Source organism: Ewingella sp. C233 (assembly GCF_055407225.1).
In genome coordinates, this window is record NZ_JBUZRI010000001.1 from 144,995 (window position 1) to 160,913 (window position 15,919).

The window sequence follows — 15,919 nt, forward strand, 5'->3', positions numbered from 1 at the left end:
TCTAGTTAAGGGGAAATCCGTGAAACCTGCTGCTCGTCGCCGCGCCCGTGAATGTGCCGTACAGGCAATTTACTCCTGGCAGTTGTCGAAAAATGACATCGCCGATGTTGAATTAGAATTCTTGACTGAGCAGGATGTCAAAGATGTCGACATCACCTATTTCCGCGAGTTGCTGACCGGTGTTGCTACCAATGCTGAGAAACTTGATGCACTGATGGCTCCGTACCTCTCACGTCAACTCGAAGAACTCGGTCAGGTGGAAAGAGCGATTCTGCGTCTGGCACTGTTCGAGCTGAGCAAACGTCAGGATGTCCCGTACAAAGTGGCAATCAACGAAGCGATCGAATTGGCGAAAGTTTTCGGCGCAGAAGACAGCCACAAGTTTGTGAATGGCGTGCTGGATAAAGCAGGCCCACACATTCGTATTAATAAGAAGTAACTGAAAAGACTGTTAGTCACGCAGTTCGTTGATAATCATGTGATGTTGCATCGCTTACCATGGCGTTGACTAACCTGTTAGGGCCGGATATCCGGCCTTAATTCATTCTATCGATCTGGAATTGTACTATGGCATGCGGCGAATTTGATTTAATAGCGCGCTATTTTAACCGGTATAGAACAGCACGCCGGGACGTACAGTTAGGCATTGGCGACGATTGCGCCCTGCTGACTGTCGCAGAAAAGCAGTTATTGGCAGTAAGCACCGATACCCTGGTAGAAGGCATCCATTTTCTCAAGACCATTGACCCGGCAGACCTTGGTTACAAGGCGCTGGCGGTGAACCTTAGCGATCTGGCGGCTATGGGCGCTGACCCTGCCTGGGTTTCTCTGGCGCTGACCCTGCCTGAAGTGAACACTGACTGGCTCGAAGCCTTCAGTGACAGCCTGTTTGAACAACTGAATTATTACGGAATGCAGCTGATTGGCGGTGACACTACCCGCGGTCCGCTCAGCATGACGCTCACCATTCAGGGATTAATTCCTATGGATCGCGCCCTGACGCGTGCCGGTGCAAGTATTGGCGACTGGATTTTTGTGACCGGATCGCTCGGTGACAGCGCCGCTGGTCTGGCGATTTTGCTTGAACAGCTGGAAGTCAGCGATGTCGGGCACCGCCAGACTTTGCTGCAACGCCATCTGCGTCCGACGCCGCGCATTCTTCAGGGACAGGCGCTGCGTGATCTCGCGACCTCCGCCATCGATATCTCTGACGGTCTTATTTCTGATTTACAGCACGTACTTACCGCCAGTGGCTGTGGCGCACGGCTGGATCTTGACGCGCTGCCGTTGTCAGAATCGCTGCTCGCCAGTGTCGACAAGGAACAGGCGCTGAAATGGGCACTGACCGGGGGCGAAGATTACGAACTTTGTTTCACCGTGCCTGAAATTAACCGTGGCGCACTGGATGTGGCACTCAGCCATCTGGGCGTTGATTTTACCTGTATCGGTCAGATTGCTCCGCTCTCCGAAGGCATTAAATTGCTGCGTTCGGGCGAGCCGGTAGAACTGGACTGGCACGGATTTGATCACTTTGCTGCAGGAGAAACCGCGTGACTCAGGATCCGAAACCTATCGGTCATAAAAAGCGTCCGGCGAATTATAAAGGTAAAACGGGCGATCACGTGCAGGACATGGCGGCAGCGAAGAAGCGTCTGGATTTACGCAATCCGTGGCATTTGCTGGCGACCGGTTTTGGTAGTGGTTTGTTCCCGGTTGGCCCCGGAACCGCAGGCTCAATTGCCGCCATTCCTTTCTGGATGATACTGACCTATCTGCCGTGGCAGGTCTATTCGCTGGTGGTGATGTTCAGCATCTGTATCGGTGTTTATCTCTGTCGCCAGACGGCCAGAGATATGCGCGTACATGATCACGGCAGCATTGTCTGGGATGAATTTGTCGGGATGTGGATCACCCTGATGGCCCTGCCAACCAATGACTGGCAATGGGTGCTGGCCGGTTTCGTGATCTTCCGCATCCTGGATATCTGGAAACCCTGGCCGATCCGCTGGTTTGACCGCAACGTGCAGGGCGGTATGGGCATTATGATTGATGACGTGGTAGCCGGTATTATCGCTGCGGGCATTATCTATCTGATTGGACATCACTGGCCGCTCGGCCTGTTCTGATCCCGACCAGGTAATAAAATGAAGGGCGCTGACGTGTAACGTTCAGTGCCCTTTTTGTTTGCGGAGGCGGGAAATCTGTTATTGGAGATCTGCTATTGGAAACCGGTGGCAGCATGGGGTTGATAGGCCATTTCCAGCTCGGCGATCTCTTCAATCGACAGTTTCACCCGCAGGGCAGCGATGGCGTCCTCAAGGTGCTCCGCGCGCGAAGCTCCGATGATCGGCGCGGTGACCACCGGTTTGGCGAGCAGCCATGCCAGCGCTATCTGCGCGCGCGGTACGCCGTGATCTTCTGCTACCTTTGCCACGCGTTCAGCGATTTTCGCATCGGCGGCTTCGGTCGCGTCATAAAGCTGACTGGCAAATTTATCCGAAACTGAACGGGCCGTGGTTTCACCCCACGGGCGGGTCAACTTACCGCGCGCCAGCGGGCTCCAGGGCAGCACCGCAATATTTTCATGCAGGCACAGCGGGTGCATCTCATTTTCTTCTTCACGCTGGATCAGGTTGTATTGATCCTGCATCGAAATAAAACGTGCCCAGCCGTTTTGCGTTGAAACGTCCAGTGCTTGTTTGAACTGGTGAGCGTGCATAGACGACGCTCCGATGTAACGCGCTTTCCCGGCTTTCACCACGTCGTTGAGCGCTTCGAGTGTCTCCTCGATCGGTGTTTCGTAATCCCAGCGGTGAATTTGCAGCAGGTCAACATAGTCCATGCCAAGGCGCGTCAGGCTGTCGTCGATGGATTGCATAATGGACGCGCGCGAAAGGCCGGGTTTGAGGCCAGTAACGGCGTTATAGACTTTGGTTGCGACCACAATGTTGTCTCGTTGGGCAAAATCACGCAGGGCACGGCCGACAATTTCTTCGCTACTGCCGTCGGAATAGCTGTTGGCGGTATCGAAAAAGTTAATGCCAGCGTCCAGCGCCTGTTTGATGATCGGTCGGCTGCTCTCTTCGGGCAGTGTCCAGGCGTGGGTGCCGCGATCTGGTTCGCCAAAAGTCATACAGCCGAGGCACAGGCGCGACACCTTGAGATCGGTTTTTCCGAGGGTAATAAATTGCATCATTCCTCCTGATTTTTATTTTCATAAGTGAAAAAGTGAAATGCTTAGCACGCTATAACTGTAGTTCACGGCAGGAGGTATAACGAAGGAGGGGAGTAAAAAACCCTCTTTCTGGCAAAAGAGGGGAAGTTCAGAGCTGAGCAGCCAGTAATATCAGGCCAGCCAGTCGCTGATCTGGCGTTCAATGCCGGCGGCATCCAGACCTAATTCTGTGCGGATCTCATCTTGCGTGCCCTGAGGAACGAAGTGATCCGGCAGGCCGATATTAAGCACAGGCACCATGATGCGTTTTGCCATCAGCAGTTCGTTTACGCCGCTGCCCGCACCGCCCATGATGGCGTTTTCTTCGAGCGTCACCAGCACTTCATGGCAGGCTGCGAGCTCAAGCACCAGGGCGTCGTCAAGCGGCTTAACGAAACGCATATCGACCAGCGTCGCATTCAGTTTGTCAGCCACAGCCTGAGCTTCCGGCAACAAGGTACCGAAGTTGAGAATGGCGATTTTCTCGCCTTCGCGGCGCACAATTCCTTTACCAATAGGCAGTGAAGCCAGAGGCTCGCAGGTCGCACCGGTACCGCTGCCGCGCGGGTAGCGCACAGCCACCGGCCCATCCTGATGGTGATAACCGGTATGCAGCATCTGGCGGCATTCATTTTCATCGCTTGGGGTCATGATGATCATATTCGGAATGCAGCGCAGGAACGAAAGATCAAATGCGCCCTGATGGGTCTGGCCGTCGGCACCGACGATACCGCCACGATCAATGGCAAACATCACCGGCAGGTTTTGGATCGCGACATCGTGGATCACCTGATCGTATGCGCGTTGCAGGAAGGTCGAGTAAATCGCGACAATCGGTTTGTAACCGCCGATCGCAAGACCAGCGGCAAAGGTCACCGCGTGCTGTTCGGCAATCGCCACGTCAAAATATTGCTGTGGATATTCACGGGAGAACCGCACCATGCCTGAACCTTCGCGCATGGCGGGTGTGACGGCCATCAGTTTGCTGTCTTTGGCAGCTGTCTCACACAACCAGTCACCGAAAATCTTCGAGTACGTCGGCAAGCCTTCTTTGCTTTTTGGCAAGGTGCCGAGGATCGGGTCAAACTTCGGCACGGCGTGCCAGCTGATCGGGTCCTTTTCGGCCGGCGCGTAGCCTTTACCTTTTTTGGTCATGATGTGCAGCAGCTGAGGCCCTTTCAGGTCACGCATATTTTTCAGCATCTGCACCAGCGCCAGCACATCATGGCCGTCAACCGGGCCAATATAATTAAAGCCAAGCTCTTCAAACAGCGTGCCCGGAACCATCATGCCTTTCAGATGTTCTTCGGTACGGCGCACCAGCTCTTTGATTGGCGGAATGCCTGACAGTACTTTCTTGCCGCCTTCGCGCAGACGCGAATAGAGCTGGCCGGAGAGCAGCTGCGCCAGATGATTATTCAGCGCGCCGACGTTTTCGGAGATCGACATTTCATTGTCGTTGAGCACCACCAGCATGTCGGACTTGATATCCCCTGCGTGGTTCATCGCTTCGAAAGCCATACCGGCAGTGATCGCCCCATCGCCAATCACGCAGATGGTGCGGCGGCCTTTGCCTTCGCGCTCTGCCGCGACGGCCATGCCTAAACCGGCACTGATGGAAGTCGAAGAATGTCCGACCGAGAGCGTGTCAAACTCACTTTCGCCGCGCCACGGGAACGGATGCAGCCCGTTTTTCTGGCGAATAGTGGAGATCCTGTCACGGCGTCCGGTCAATATTTTATGCGGGTAGGCCTGATGGCCCACGTCCCACACCAGATGATCAAAGGGCGTGTTATAGACGTAATGCATCGCGACAGTCAGTTCTACCGTACCGAGGCCGGACGCGAAGTGCCCGCTGGACTGGCTGACGCTGGCCAGCAAGTATTGGCGTAGTTCGTCACAGAGCTTGGGCAGGATCTCTTTAGGGAGCGAACGGAGTTCTTCAGGATTCTCCGCCAGCGCCAGTGTCGGGTATTTGGCTAGTTCAAGACTCATCAGTTGCTCATAGTAAGAATTAATTATCGCGTTCAATAACGAAGCTGGCTAACGCCAGGAGCGGCGCAGTGTTATAGGAAAGTGCGTCTAACTGCGCTAATGCAGAGACGGCTTCCTGATACAGATCCCTGGCTTTCGCTTGTGCGCCGTCCAGTCCCAGCAGGGCCGGATAGGTGCTTTTACCAAGTTGCTGGTCAGCCCCCTGACGTTTTCCGAGTTTCTCGGTATCGCCAATGACATCCAAAATGTCGTCTTGTACCTGAAAAGCCAGGCCAATAGCCTGCGAATAGATGTCTAGCACAGGCAGCGCGGCGCGGCCTGCATCACCGGCTGCCAGTGCGCCCATGCGCACGGCGGCGCGGATAAGCGCCCCGGTTTTGTGGCGATGAATTTGCTCCAGCGCCTGTAAATCAATGTGCTGACCTTCCGCTGCCAGATCCAGCGCCTGACCGGCACACATGCCCGCCACGCCGCTGGCCGAGGCCAGCTCGGAGATCATCGACAGGCGATCCTGCATCTGAACCGCAGGCATCGGGGCATCGGCTAAGAGGGTAAAGGCCAGCGTTTGCAAGGCATCTCCCGCCAGGATCGCATTGGCTTCTCCAAACTTGATGTGGCAGGTGGGCTGGCCGCGACGCAAATCGTCGTCATCCATCGCCGGGAGATCATCGTGGATCAGCGAATAGGCGTGAATACATTCGATCGCCGCCGCAGGCGCATCCAGATTCTTGAGATCAAGCCCAAACAGCTCGCCGGTGGCATACACCAGATAAGGGCGAAGACGTTTACCGCCGAGCAGCGCACCATGACGCATTGCGCTCACAAGCGAGCTGTCGGAGAACGGCTGTGCATCAATATACGTCGTCAGCGCCTGGTCGACCCGTTTTTGCAGCATGCGAAGCTGGTGGTTGAAATCGATGATTTCGGCCTGTTGCTCAATATCAGCCATAACAGATCACTCAGCGTCGGGTGTGAAAGGTGTCAGCGCAGCGTCATTGTCGCTGTCGAGCAGGATTTGCACCCGTTGCTCCGCCTGTTGTAATTTTTGTTGCCCCTGACGGGCCAGCTGTACACCGTTTTCGAATTCATTCAGTGCGTCTTCTAGCGGTAACTCACCGGATTCCAGGCGGGCGACAATCTGTTCCAGTTCGGCCAGTGCGGTTTCAAAATTGGCAGGTGGTGCAGCTTTTTTCGGCATAATTCTCTTTCAAACTCGTTGGATCAGATGGACGGAGCTGCCATGCGGCGTTGCGATGCTGAGTAACGCTCCGGTTGAAATTCCGTGTCGGCGTGACATCCGAGATGTGGTTTTGCGCGCAGAGTACTCAGTTTAGGTGATATACTTCGCGCCGCTACTGTTTTGTTCAGTCAAAAAGCATTGTTAAGCCTAAAGCCCTTGCAGTCACTGCATTGGGTTTAACAATAATAGGCTCTTTGCGCCCGGTTCAGCTACTCACTACCCCTAATTCTCACTGCTAACAAAAGACTGCCATGAAGTTTATCATTAAATTGTTCCCAGAAATTACCATCAAGAGTCAATCTGTGCGTTTGCGCTTCATTAAGATCCTCGCAAGCAGCATCCGTAACATCGTAAAGCCTCACGACGAGACTCTCGCGGTGGTTCGCCACTGGGATCATATCGAAGTTCGCAGTAAAGACGAAAGCAAACACGATCTGATCATCGAATTACTGTGCCGCATTCCCGGTATCCGCCATGTAGAAGAGGTGGAAGATCGTCCTTATACCGACGTTCACAACATCTTCGAGCAGGCGCTGGAAGCCTACCGCTCTGAAGTGGAAGGCAAAACCTTCTGCGTGCGCGTAAAACGCCGTGGTAAGCATACTTTCAGTTCCGGTGATGTTGAACGTTATGTCGGCGGCGGTTTGAATCAGCATATTGAATCGGCGAAGGTGAATCTGACTTCACCTGAAGTGACCGTGAAGCTTGAAATCTACGATGACCAGCTGGTGCTGATCAAAAGCCGACACGAAGGCCAGGGCGGTTACCCGATCGGGACACAGGAAGATGTGCTGTCGCTGATTTCAGGCGGTTTTGACTCCGGCGTGTCCAGTTACATGCTGATGCGTCGCGGCTGTCGCGTGCATTACTGCTTCTTCAACCTCGGTGGTTCTGCCCATGAGATTGGCGTGAAACAGGTGGCTTACTATCTGTGGAACCGTTTTGGCAGTTCACACAAGGTACGCTTTATCGCCATCGACTTTGAGCCGGTGGTGGGCGAAATTCTTGAGAAGATCGAAGACGGTCAGATGGGTGTCGTACTTAAGCGCATGATGGTGCGTGCGGCATCGCAAATTGCTGAACGCTATGGCGTGCAGGCGCTGGTGACCGGCGAAGCGCTGGGACAGGTTTCCAGCCAGACCCTGACCAACCTGCGTCTGATCGACAATGCGACGGATACCCTGATCCTGCGCCCGCTTATCTCCCATGATAAAGAGCACATCATCAAGGTTGCCCGCGAGATTGGCACCGAAGACTTCGCTAAAACGATGCCGGAATATTGCGGTGTCATTTCCAAAAGCCCGACCGTCAAAGCGGTGAAAGCCAAAATCGAAGCCGAAGAGCAGATGTTTGATTTCTCAGTGCTCGATAAAGTGGTCAGCGAAGCGCAAAACTACGACATCCGCCATATCGCTGAAGAGACCGCAAAAGAAGTGGCTGAGGTTGAAACGGTGGCAGAATTTGTTTCCACCGATATTCTGCTGGATATCCGCGCGCCGGACGAAGCCGATGACAAGCCGCTTGAGCTGGAAAATGTGCAAGTGAAGACCTTGCCGTTCTACAAACTCAGCGCGCAGTTTGCGGATCTCGACCAGACCAAAACCTACCTGTTGTACTGCGAACGTGGTGTAATGAGCCGCTTACAGGCGCTTTATCTGATCGAGCAGGGCTTCACTAACGTGAAAGTCTATCGCCCTTAATTTTTAGGACGAAAGCAGTGAAAAACCGGTCTGGCCGGTTTTTTTTATGTGCTTTTTTTGCCTCGACAGAGGCGGTTATTCCCGAGCACCTTCGTCGGTAAAATTATAGATCCCCGGTGACATTACCAGCTGTGCCGCGACTTCCGCCGCTTTGGCTCTGCCAAGCAGCAGTTCGATCAGCTTGAGGGTAAATTCCATCGCGCTGCCTGGTCCCTGACTGGTCAGCAGATTGACGCGCGGATCATGCATGACGCGCCTGTCTGACCATTTTGACGGCGGGATTTTACCTTTCAGTGTCGGAAAACCTGTCATGTTGGCTACCGGGAAAAGGTCGTGATATTCCAGCACCAGCGCGGGCGCCGCACAAATAGCTGCCACAATCTTGCCTGAAAAATGGGTCTGACGGACGGTTTCGACCAGCAGCGGGCTGTCACGAAAACACTCTGCACCTTTGAGGCCGCCGGGTAAAACAATGGCATCAAAAGGATTATCAGCGACGTCGACCAGCGCGACATCCGCCATAATTCGCACGCCGCGTGAACAGAGGATCTCCAGATTACCATCACCAGCCACGCTGGCTGTCGTCACTTTCACGCCGGCACGAACCAGTAAATCAATGGCGGTGACGGCTTCGATCTCTTCGCTACCAGGTGCCAGGCAGACCAGAACTGAAACGCTCATAGTCATTTTCCTTTCTTTTAATCAGCTCAAATAAACGGGTATTCACCGGCAGCGATAGCCCGTGCTTGCGCGCGCGGCGAATCACATAGCCGGTGATGTAATCAATTTCAGTATGACGTTGGGTACGGATGTCCTGCAGCATCGACGAATGATTGGCTGACGTAGTGTCGATCACCTGATAAACATAACTCAGCAGGGTTTCCACCCGCGTCTGATAACCTTCAATCGCCATGACATCGGCCACTTCAGCGCAGATTTGCTCAATTTCAGTCGGGTATGCAATAAGATCGCCATTGGTGCAGTTATTCAGGGCGGTAAGCGGGTTAATCACGCAGTTAACCGCCAGCTTATTCCACAGCGAAGGGAAGATGTTATTGTGCCAGGCGACGTCGGGCAGGGCGTTGTGCAGAACATCAGCCAGATGACTCGCTGCCGCACCGCGCGCAGAGGTCGGGCCGATGTGGGTTAAGCCGCTGGCGACGTGGAGAATAGAATTGCCTTCGTGACGGGCTGCATGGGTCGTAGCGCCTTGTAAAATCGAGAAACGGTTAGGCGGCAACTCTTCACCTGCGCCCATGCCATTGTGCAGCAGCAGCAAAGTGCAGTTATCATTAAGCATGGGTATTAACGCGCTGACCGCCCCGGAAACCTGCCAGGCTTTTAGGGTCACGAGTAACAGTTCGCTCTCTGCGAGGTGCTGCGGATCATTGGTGGGTAAGTTACGGTTGAATGCCGTGCCATCAGTGCCGATCACATTCACGGCGCAGAATGGTTGTGGAATGCGGATCCAGCCCTGGACATCGTGTCCCTGGTTGTACAGGGTGGAAAGCCATAGTTGGCCCAGTGCACCGCAGCCAAGTACTGTAATCTTCATTATGCCTCCTGAGCAATTGAATCGAGCGCACTCAGTAAATCGAATGTAATGTTTCTTATTTGTTATTTATTTGTGTTTTTTAGTATAGCTGTTTGTGCTGTGTGTCACACTTATTTGGGCATTTAATGTCTGATGGGGCGTCAATCTGCAAAAGGATGCGGCTTGTTTTTGGCATCAAAGAGCGAAGGCGGTATTATGCACGCCATCAAACGACTTATCATCATAACGACATGGGTTAATATCCCAGGAGAAGAGATTATGCCGTCATTCGACATTGTTTCCGAAATTGACATGCAGGAAGTCCGCAATGCGGTCGAGAATGCCAGCCGTGAACTGACCACCCGCTGGGATTTTCGCAACATTTCAGCCAGCTTCGAGCTGAACGAAAAGGACGAGTCTATCAAGTGCGCCAGTGAATCTGATTTCCAGGTTAACCAGCTGGTGGATATTCTGCGTGAAAAACTGGCAAAACGCAGTATTGAAGGCGGGGCGCTCGAAGTACCTGAGCAGATGGAGCACAGCGGTAAAACGTACAGTGTGGCAGCCAAACTGCATTCAGGGATTGAATCTGCACTGGCGAAGAAGATCGTTAAACTCATCAAAGACAGCAAAATCAAAGTGCAGGCGCAGGTCCAGGGCGACGAAGTCCGTGTAACCGGCAAAGCCCGCGATGATTTACAGGCCGTGATGACGCTGGTGCGCAACGGTGATTTAGGCCAGCCTTTCCAGTTTAAAAACTTCCGCGACTGATTCTTTTTGCTGCGGATATAAAAAAAGGACGCTAAGGTTAGCGTCCTTTTTTATTGACGTTTCCAGATGGTCAGTACCGTCAGATAGCAGCCACCAGTTGTTCCAGTTTTTGCCGGTTAGTCTGTTTAGTATCCACTTTGACGTAAGCGCTCAACTCTTCCGGAACCACAATGGCTTCGGCAACGCCGGGTTGGGCTTTGATGCGGGCTTCGAGTGCAAAATCTTTCACGGCCAGTTCAGAGAGCGTGATACGCAGGCTGCTGACGTAAGGCGGTTCGCTCATAGTGGAACTCACCACCAGCCAGATAACGGCGATGGTGGCGCAGACAAGAAATACCGCACCGGCACCCATGTGACCATAAACAAAACCACCGAGGCTGCCGCCAATGGCGACACCCAGAAACTGGCTGGTGGAGTAAATCCCCATCGCCGTTCCTTTGTAGCCCGCAGGGGATTCTTTGCTGATAAGCGAAGGCAAAATCGCTTCCATCACGTTGAAGGCCAGGAAGAACAGCTGAATACCGGCAATCACCACCCACAGGCGCAAACCTGCGTACCACAACACCAGTTCGGCCAACAGAATCACTGCCACACAACCCATGAAGACCTGCTTCATATGGCGCTTCTTCTCGGCGTAGATAATCACAGGTATCACCGCGACGAAAGAAACCAGCATGGTGACCAGATAGACGCGCCAGTGTTCACTCGGCGGGAATCCCGCATGTTCCATTACCTGCGGCAGCACGACGAAACTCGACATCAGCAGGATGTGCAAACACAGAATGCCAAAGTTAAGTTTCAGCAGTTTGCGGTTGGACAGCACTTTGCCAAAGCTGCCTTTGACCATGCTCGACTCACGGTTGAGCAAATGCGTGGCAGGGGAGGGGACCACCAGCAAGGTGATCACAATGGCCACCAGCGTCAGTACCGCAATCGCCCAGAACAGGGCGTGTAACCCCCAGGCGTGGGTGATGATCGGGCCGAGTACCATGGCGATGGCAAAGGTTACGCCGAAGCTGATGCCAATAAACGCCATCGCCTTGGTACGGTTCTGTTCACGTGTGAGGTCTGAAAGCAGGGCCATGACGGCGGCGGCAATTGCACCGGAACCCTGCATTGCACGACCGATGATCACACCCCAGATGGAGTCGGTTGAGGCGGCGACCACGCTGCCGATGCAGAAGATGATCAAGCCGAAGACGATCAGCGGTTTACGGCCCACGCGGTCAGACAGCAGGCCGAAAGGAATTTGGAAGACGGCCTGAGCCAGTCCGTAGATGCCAATAGCAATGCCGATAAGGGTTTCACTGGCACCTGACAGGGCCATACCGTAAGTGGTCAGGACGGGCAATACCATAAACATGCCGAGCATGCGCAAGGAGAAGACTGTCCCTAATCCCCATGTCGCCCGGCTTTCCTGCGGGGTCATTTGGTTATCGTTCACATTACTACCTCAAGATTACAATCCGGCCATTGTAGTGCGGTTAGCCAGTTAGGGTAAAACGATGGATCTTTAGTAGATATTACGGTTATTGCTGCCCGGCGCGGGAAAAGAAAAGGCCAGTATCGCTACTGGCCTTTCAGTGTGCTGTGTTCGGGATGAATAGCAGCGCGTCAGACTAACCCTTGGGTTACCAGATGTAGGTCAACATTGATGTTGGGGTTGAACTAAAATCAACCGACATCATAAAGCTTAGCGACATGATCGTGATGATAGAGAAGCCAAACAGCTTTCTCGCCCAGATAATGTCGTTTTCGGCTTTGTAACCTTTCAGCGCCATGCCCAGCCACCAGATACTGACAGCGGCAGCGACGATCAGATATTTATACCCTGCATAACCACTCAGGGTTAGCATCAGTGTCGCAATCATAAATGCCAAAATGTAGACAGTAATATGATGCTTGGCGACAGAAATACCTTTCACCACTGGCAGTACCGGGATACCTGCTGCCTGATAATCTTTAAAGCGGAAGATAGCAATCGCGTACGAGTGCGGCATCTGCCACAGGCTGAAGATCAGAAGCAGGATGGCCGCGCCCATATCGAACTGGCCGGTAACGGCACAGTAACCGATAACCGGAGGCGCAGCGCCTGACAAGCTACCGACCAGCGTGCCATAAACCGATTTGCGTTTCATATACAGGCTGTAAACGCCGACATAAACCACAAAGCCCATCACTGCCAGCCACATCGCCAGCGGATTGGCGCCCAGATACAGCAACGCAAAGCCCACAATACCCAGAATGGTCGCGTAAACCAGGGTTGTTTTCGGTGGTATAAGCCCCATCACCAGGACCCGGTTTTTCGTTCTTTCCATGATCCGGTCGATGTCGCGGTCGATGAAGTTGTTAAACACACAACCCGATGCAACGACCAGCGAAACACCCACCAGCGTGGAGAGAAAGAGTGGGAAGTCGATGCTGCCTTTGGCAGCAAGGAGGAATCCCCCGATGACAGAAATTAAGTTGCCGAAAATAATTCCTGGTTTCGTTACTTGCAGGTATTGCTTAATCATCACGTGCAGCTCGGCTCTTTAACTGACCATCATATTGAGGTTGAGGTTATACATAATCCACAATGAGCCCACAACGACGATAAAGATAATCACAGCGGTGAACAGAAATGCCACCAGGTTCCAGCGTGCTTCCGACGCAGTACTTAAGTGCAGGAAGTACACCAGATGGACCACGATCTGGATGACCGCGGAGGCGACCACGGTGCCAATGATCAGCGAATGCGAAGCAGTGTCGCTCATCACCATGGCAAACGGGATCACCGTCAGGATAACTGACAGGATGAAGCCAATCAGGTATGACTTCACGCTGCCGTGGCTTGCGCCGCCATGGGAAGTTACAGAATGACTCATCCTAATACCCCCAGCAGGTAAACAACGGTGAACACGCAGATCCAGACAACGTCCAGGAAGTGCCAGAACAGACTCAGACACATCAGACGGGTTTGGTTAACGGCAGTCAGGCCACGGCGGCTTACTTGTACCATCATGGTGATGATCCAGATCAGGCCGCAGGTTACGTGGATACCGTGAGTGGCAACCAGCGCAAAGAAGGCAGACAGGAAACCACTGCGATCCGGACCAAAACCTTCTTTAATCAGGTGATGGAATTCATACAACTCCATCCCGATGAAGCCAAGACCAAACAGGAAGGTCAGGAACAACCAACCGTTAACAGCTTTTACGCTGCCTTTAGTCATGCCAAGCATCGCCATGCCGTAAGTAATACTACTAAACAGCAGGAAGAAGGTTTCGACCAGAACGAACGGCAGTTCGAAAATGTCTTTACCAGTCGGGCCGCCAGCGGTCCCATGCACCAGTACCGCGTAAGTTGCGAATAAGCTCGCAAACAGTACGCAGTCGCTCATCAGGTAGATCCAGAAGCCGAAGACTTTGGTTTCACCTGCGTCGTGGTGCCCATGCTCTGCATGGGCTGCGTCGTGGTTAGTCAGGGTATCAGTTGCCATGTTTCACGCCTGCTTTGCTGATTTGTTCAAAATGCTGGTTCTCGATACGTTCAACTTCTTCAGCCGGAACGTAGTAATCAACATCTTCATCGAAGCTTTTCACAATCCAGGTCACAACAATGCCGATGAAGGTAACGAGCGCCAACCACCAGATGTCCCAGATTAATGCAAAACCGCTGACCAGGCTGAGCATGGCGATGACGAAGCCTGCGCCGCTGTTGCGTGGCATATGAATTTTTTCATATTTAGCCGGTTTTACATAAGCTTCGCCTTTCTCTTTCATGTCCCAGAATGCATCACGGTCGTGAACTTGCGGCACGATAGCGAAGTTATAGAACGGAGGAGGTGAAGAGGTAGACCACTCCAGAGTACGGGCACCCCATGGGTCACCGGTCAGATCACGGTTCTGATCGCGGTCGCGGACAGAAACGAAGATCATGATCAACTGACACAGGATACCGAGTGCGATCAACGCTGCACCACAAGCTGCAACAACCAGCAATGGGTGGAACTCAGGGTCGATATTCTGACTGACACGGCGAGTCATGCCCATGAAGCCCAGAATGTAGAGCGGCATGAAGGCAACGAAGAAGCCGATGATCCAACACCAGAATGAACGCACGCCCCATTTTTCGTTCAGCGTGAAGCCGAAAGATTTAGGGAACCAGTAAGTCAGGCCTGCGAAGCAACCGAACACCACACCACCGATAATCACGTTATGGAAGTGGGCAATCAGGAACAGACTGTTGTGCAGCACGAAGTCCGCACCCGGAACCGCCAGCAGAACGCCGGTCATACCACCCACGGAGAAGGTGATGATGAAGCCGATGGTCCACAGCATCGCAGCGTTAAGCTGGATACGGCCCTGATACATAGTGAACAGCCAGTTGAAGATTTTTACCCCGGTCGGGATAGAAATGATCATCGTCATGATGCCGAAGAAGGCATTGACGTTGGCGCCTGAACCCATGGTGAAGAAGTGGTGCAGCCAAACGACGAACGACAGCACGGTAATAGCGATGGTTGCCCATACCAGTGAGGTGTAGCCGAACAGACGTTTTTTGGAGAAGGTCGCGGTAACTTCCGAGAACACCCCAAACACTGGCAGAACCAAAATGTACACTTCCGGATGGCCCCAGGCCCAAATCAGGTTGATGTACATCATCATGTTGCCGCCCATATCATTCGTGAAGAAATGGGTGCCCAGATAGCGATCCAGGGTCAGCAACGCAACGGTTACAGTCAGAATTGGGAACGACACGATAATCAGGACGTTGGTACACAGTGCAGCCCAGGTAAATACCGGCATTTTCATCAGCGGCATACCAGGCGCACGCATCTTGAGGATGGTGGCGAAGAAGTTAACACCGGTCAGCAAGGTCCCTATACCGGATATCTGTAGACTCCATATCCAGTAATCGACCCCGACCCCCGGGCTGTACTCCTTACCTGACAACGGCGGATAGGCTAACCAACCGGTCTGTGCGAACTCACCGACACCCAGAGAGATGTTGATAAGGATCACTGCAGCGGCGGTAAACCAGAAGCTGATGTTGTTCAGGAACGGGAACGCAACGTCGCGGGCACCAATTTGTAATGGAACGACCACGTTCATCAGACCGATAACGAAAGGCATTGCCATGAAGAAGATCATGATCACGCCATGCGCGGTAAAGATTTGGTCGTAGTGATGAGGCGGTAGGAAGCCCGGTTCGCCAGCGGAGGCAAGGACCTGCTGGCTACGCATCATGACGGCATCGGCAAAGCCACGCAACAACATGACGAAGGCCAGAATGATGTACATGATACCTAATTTTTTGTGGTCAACGGATGTGATCCATTCAGTCCACAAATACTTCCATTTGCCGAAATAGGTGATGCCAGCCACAACGGCCAAACCACCTAAAATTATCGCGGCAACGGTGACCATGATAATCGGTTCATGATACGGAACCGAATCAAGCGTTAATTTTCCGAACATCGT

The 15,919-nt window shown here is 53.1% G+C and carries 16 protein-coding genes; 5 read left to right on the plus strand and 11 right to left on the minus strand.

Going from position 1 to position 15,919, the window contains the following annotated elements; translation table 11 throughout:
• Positions 1–19 precede the first annotated feature (19 nt).
• The 3 genes from nusB (at position 20) to pgpA (ending at position 2,126) form a co-directional block, all read left to right on the plus strand.
• Complete coding sequence (gene nusB, locus ACZRKO_RS00720) at positions 20–439, plus strand: transcription antitermination factor NusB (protein ID WP_463735372.1); 420 nt, start codon at positions 20–22, stop codon at positions 437–439.
• 128 nt (positions 440–567) lie between these two features.
• Positions 568–1,554, plus strand: a complete 987-nt coding sequence (gene thiL, locus ACZRKO_RS00725) for a thiamine-phosphate kinase (protein WP_463735373.1) — start codon at positions 568–570, stop codon at positions 1,552–1,554.
• Positions 1,555–1,631: 77 nt separating this feature from the next.
• Entirely contained in the window at positions 1,632–2,126 is a 495-nt protein-coding gene (gene pgpA, locus ACZRKO_RS00730) for a phosphatidylglycerophosphatase A (protein ID WP_463737428.1), read from the plus strand.
• A gap of 92 nt (positions 2,127–2,218) precedes the next feature.
• On the opposite strand, the gene ACZRKO_RS00735 is transcribed toward pgpA, so the two are convergent.
• The 4 genes from ACZRKO_RS00735 to xseB form a co-directional block, all read right to left on the minus strand.
• Positions 2,219–3,193, minus strand: a complete 975-nt coding sequence (locus ACZRKO_RS00735) for an aldo/keto reductase (protein WP_463737429.1) — start codon at positions 3,191–3,193, stop codon at positions 2,219–2,221.
• Positions 3,194–3,346: 153 nt separating this feature from the next.
• The gene (gene dxs / locus ACZRKO_RS00740; RefSeq protein ID WP_463735374.1) at positions 3,347–5,209 is read right to left on the minus strand and encodes a 1-deoxy-D-xylulose-5-phosphate synthase; all 1,863 of its coding nucleotides are present in this window, start codon (positions 5,207–5,209) and stop codon (positions 3,347–3,349) included.
• A gap of 19 nt (positions 5,210–5,228) precedes the next feature.
• On the minus strand, positions 5,229–6,158 hold the full coding sequence (gene ispA, locus ACZRKO_RS00745) for a (2E,6E)-farnesyl diphosphate synthase (RefSeq protein ID WP_463735375.1): 930 nt from the start codon (positions 6,156–6,158) through the stop codon (positions 5,229–5,231).
• A gap of 6 nt (positions 6,159–6,164) precedes the next feature.
• Positions 6,165–6,407, minus strand: a complete 243-nt coding sequence (gene xseB, locus ACZRKO_RS00750; RefSeq protein ID WP_463735376.1) for an exodeoxyribonuclease VII small subunit — start codon at positions 6,405–6,407, stop codon at positions 6,165–6,167.
• 293 nt (positions 6,408–6,700) lie between these two features.
• Here xseB and thiI point away from each other — a divergent pair, with 293 nt between their 5' ends.
• Positions 6,701–8,149, plus strand: coding sequence for a tRNA uracil 4-sulfurtransferase ThiI (thiI, locus tag ACZRKO_RS00755; RefSeq protein ID WP_463735377.1), 1,449 nt, complete (start codon positions 6,701–6,703; stop codon positions 8,147–8,149).
• Between the two features lie 75 nt (positions 8,150–8,224).
• On the opposite strand, the gene yajL is transcribed toward thiI, so the two are convergent.
• Complete coding sequence (gene yajL / locus ACZRKO_RS00760) at positions 8,225–8,830, minus strand: protein deglycase YajL (protein WP_463735378.1); 606 nt, start codon at positions 8,828–8,830, stop codon at positions 8,225–8,227.
• Positions 8,793–9,704, minus strand: a complete 912-nt coding sequence (panE, locus tag ACZRKO_RS00765; RefSeq protein WP_463735379.1) for a 2-dehydropantoate 2-reductase — start codon at positions 9,702–9,704, stop codon at positions 8,793–8,795. The genes yajL and panE overlap by 38 nt, the downstream gene beginning before the upstream one ends.
• Positions 9,705–9,962: 258 nt before the next feature.
• On the opposite strand from panE, the gene ACZRKO_RS00770 reads away from it, so the two are divergent.
• The gene (locus ACZRKO_RS00770) at positions 9,963–10,454 is read left to right on the plus strand and encodes a YajQ family cyclic di-GMP-binding protein (RefSeq protein WP_463735380.1); all 492 of its coding nucleotides are present in this window, start codon (positions 9,963–9,965) and stop codon (positions 10,452–10,454) included.
• Between the two features lie 79 nt (positions 10,455–10,533).
• On the opposite strand, the gene ACZRKO_RS00775 is transcribed toward ACZRKO_RS00770, so the two are convergent.
• The 5 genes from ACZRKO_RS00775 to cyoB form a co-directional block, all read right to left on the minus strand.
• A complete protein-coding gene (locus ACZRKO_RS00775) occupies positions 10,534–11,898 on the minus strand; it encodes an MFS transporter (protein WP_463735381.1) in 1,365 nt (454 codons plus the stop codon).
• A 187-nt stretch (positions 11,899–12,085) separates the two neighbouring features.
• Positions 12,086–12,970, minus strand: a complete 885-nt coding sequence (gene cyoE, locus ACZRKO_RS00780) for a heme o synthase (protein WP_463737430.1) — start codon at positions 12,968–12,970, stop codon at positions 12,086–12,088.
• Between the two features lie 18 nt (positions 12,971–12,988).
• The gene (locus ACZRKO_RS00785; RefSeq protein ID WP_463735382.1) at positions 12,989–13,321 is read right to left on the minus strand and encodes a cytochrome o ubiquinol oxidase subunit IV; all 333 of its coding nucleotides are present in this window, start codon (positions 13,319–13,321) and stop codon (positions 12,989–12,991) included.
• The gene (locus tag ACZRKO_RS00790) at positions 13,318–13,935 is read right to left on the minus strand and encodes a cytochrome o ubiquinol oxidase subunit III (RefSeq protein WP_463735383.1); all 618 of its coding nucleotides are present in this window, start codon (positions 13,933–13,935) and stop codon (positions 13,318–13,320) included. Before ACZRKO_RS00790 ends, ACZRKO_RS00785 begins: the two co-directional genes overlap by 4 nt.
• Positions 13,925–15,916 carry a cytochrome o ubiquinol oxidase subunit I gene (gene cyoB / locus ACZRKO_RS00795; protein WP_463735384.1) on the minus strand — a complete coding sequence of 664 codons (1,992 nt, stop codon included), beginning with the start codon at positions 15,914–15,916 and terminating at the stop codon, positions 13,925–13,927. The genes ACZRKO_RS00790 and cyoB overlap by 11 nt, the downstream gene beginning before the upstream one ends.
• Positions 15,917–15,919: the final 3 nt, after the last annotated feature.

What these genes read in the sequence shown, in the direction of transcription:
- thiL (WP_463735373.1), top strand. Translation starts at nt 568, where the DNA reads ATGGCATGCGGCGAATTTGATTTAATAGCGCGCTATTTTAACCGGTAT.
- pgpA (WP_463737428.1), top strand. Translation starts at nt 1,632, where the DNA reads ATGGCGGCAGCGAAGAAGCGTCTGGATTTACGCAATCCGTGGCATTTG.
- ACZRKO_RS00735 (WP_463737429.1), bottom strand. Translation starts at nt 3,193, where the DNA reads ATGCAATTTATTACCCTCGGAAAAACCGATCTCAAGGTGTCGCGCCTG.
- dxs (WP_463735374.1), bottom strand. Translation starts at nt 5,209, where the DNA reads ATGAGTCTTGAACTAGCCAAATACCCGACACTGGCGCTGGCGGAGAAT.
- ispA (WP_463735375.1), bottom strand. Translation starts at nt 6,158, where the DNA reads ATGGCTGATATTGAGCAACAGGCCGAAATCATCGATTTCAACCACCAG.
- xseB (WP_463735376.1), bottom strand. Translation starts at nt 6,407, where the DNA reads ATGCCGAAAAAAGCTGCACCACCTGCCAATTTTGAAACCGCACTGGCC.
- thiI (WP_463735377.1), top strand. Translation starts at nt 6,701, where the DNA reads ATGAAGTTTATCATTAAATTGTTCCCAGAAATTACCATCAAGAGTCAA.
- yajL (WP_463735378.1), bottom strand. Translation starts at nt 8,830, where the DNA reads ATGAGCGTTTCAGTTCTGGTCTGCCTGGCACCTGGTAGCGAAGAGATC.
- panE (WP_463735379.1), bottom strand. Translation starts at nt 9,704, where the DNA reads ATGAAGATTACAGTACTTGGCTGCGGTGCACTGGGCCAACTATGGCTT.
- ACZRKO_RS00770 (WP_463735380.1), top strand. Translation starts at nt 9,963, where the DNA reads ATGCCGTCATTCGACATTGTTTCCGAAATTGACATGCAGGAAGTCCGC.
- cyoE (WP_463737430.1), bottom strand. Translation starts at nt 12,970, where the DNA reads ATGATTAAGCAATACCTGCAAGTAACGAAACCAGGAATTATTTTCGGC.
- ACZRKO_RS00785 (WP_463735382.1), bottom strand. Translation starts at nt 13,321, where the DNA reads ATGAGTCATTCTGTAACTTCCCATGGCGGCGCAAGCCACGGCAGCGTG.
- ACZRKO_RS00790 (WP_463735383.1), bottom strand. Translation starts at nt 13,935, where the DNA reads ATGGCAACTGATACCCTGACTAACCACGACGCAGCCCATGCAGAGCAT.
- cyoB (WP_463735384.1), bottom strand. Translation starts at nt 15,916, where the DNA reads ATGTTCGGAAAATTAACGCTTGATTCGGTTCCGTATCATGAACCGATT.